Origin of the sequence: Streptomyces sp. LS1784 (assembly GCF_020103755.1) — a bacterium.
Taxonomy (GTDB): Bacteria; Actinomycetota; Actinomycetes; order Streptomycetales; family Streptomycetaceae; genus Kitasatospora.
Map to the genome: position 1 here is coordinate 1 of NZ_JAHSQD010001020.1, position 1,560 is coordinate 1,560.

Genomic DNA, 1,560 nt, shown 5'->3' on the forward strand with positions numbered 1-1,560 from the left:
AGCCCACCCAGACCCGGCCGCCCCGGCCCACCAGCCAGCCCACCGCCACCGCCGGCCCCACCGACTCGGCCACGGCACCCGCACAGTTGAACTAGGCCGGGCCTGGCCGGCCCCCGCCTCAGACCGCCGACTTCCGCGCCGGCGACGTGTCGCGGCGCGGGCCCACCCGCGTCAGGGGCTGGGGGCCACCGGACAGCTGAAGTCGATGTTGTCGGTCCAGTAACTGCCGCCGAAGATGTCGACCTTGGTACCGACAGCCCCCGGGCCCGGATGGGGGTTGGCAGCGTTCGCGCAGTACGCGGCCTGGGCGTCCGTGAGCGTCGGGTACGGGCCCAACTCGGCGGTGTACTGCACCGGGACGTCCTGGCCACCGGCATCGGCGCACAGACCACCGTCCGCGAAGTCGCACGTGCGCTTGCCCTGGACGTCGTCCAGCGACCCCACCAGGACGTTCCCGCCGGAGACGTTGGTGAGCAGGAAGACGTAGTAGGCGCCGGCCGGGGAAGAGGGCGAGCCGGAGGGCGTCGCCTCGGTGGGCGTCTCGGACGGGGTCTCCGCCGGAGTCTCGGTGGGCGATCCCGTCGGCGATCCGGACGGCGTCTCCGTGGGCGTCGGGGTCGGGCTCTGCTCCGGCTGCGGCACCGGACAACCCTGCACGCCCTGCCGCGGCGGCAGCCCGTCGCCCCCGGACAGCCCCGGGCGCGCACCGCCCCGGGAGGCCGGAACCGAGTTGACGAAGTCCACCAGCTCACGCGTCCGGTCACCGACCTGCTTGGCCGAATCCGACCCGCAGTACAAGTAGTTGGAGAGGTAGTGGAGGTTGAACCGCGACGCCGTGGAGCCGTCGTACACGGTCTGCGGAGCCACGGCCTTGGTCGTGAAGTCCACGCTGGAGATCCCCGCCAGCAACCAGTCCCACTCGAACATCACATAGCGCGTCGGATTGGCGTTCAGCTCCTGCCCACTGCCGAACGGCGGGGCGACGTAGAGCGCCCCGACGGGCTTCCCGGCTCCGATCCGCGGCAGCACATTGCGCAGGTAGAGGCCGCCCTCGCTGTGCGAGATCAGCACCACCCGCAGCCCCTTGTTCAAATCGTCCTGCGCGTTCTTCAGCAAGCTCGCGTTGACCCCGTCGAGCGCGAAGTTCGGATCCAGGGCCTTCCGTGAGATCGTCCCGCTGACGTCCGCCATGACCGCCTCCGGCAGGACGGCCGCCCCACCCACACTGAGCCCGCAGATGGCCTTCGCGAGGTCCCGGTTCTCCTGGATCGGGTTGTCCGCAGTAGCGCGCTGCGCCTCCTGGCATGCGCTGTACGTGTACACCGCGATGTTGGCGCTGGAGGCATTGAACTGGAGCTTGACGCTGACCGGATAACCCAGCTGCCGGCTCAGCGTGGCGGACAGCAGGTTCGCGTTCACCGTCGCCGAGTCGAAGTTGTTCAGCACCCCGTTGACGAAGTAGAAGGACAGCCCGGCACCCGGCGACGCCTGCCGGAACGCGGCCGGCCGCCCGGATCCCCCCGCGGGGGCCGCGCCGAGCGTCGGCGCCGGCGGCGCCCC

1 pseudogene is annotated in these 1,560 nt (G+C 71.2%); it reads right to left on the reverse strand.

Annotation, left to right across the window (positions count from 1 at the left end):
* Positions 1-171 precede the first annotated feature (171 nt).
* Positions 172-1,560 (reverse strand): annotated as a pseudogene (locus tag KS423_RS45260) (hypothetical protein); the annotation flags it as partial.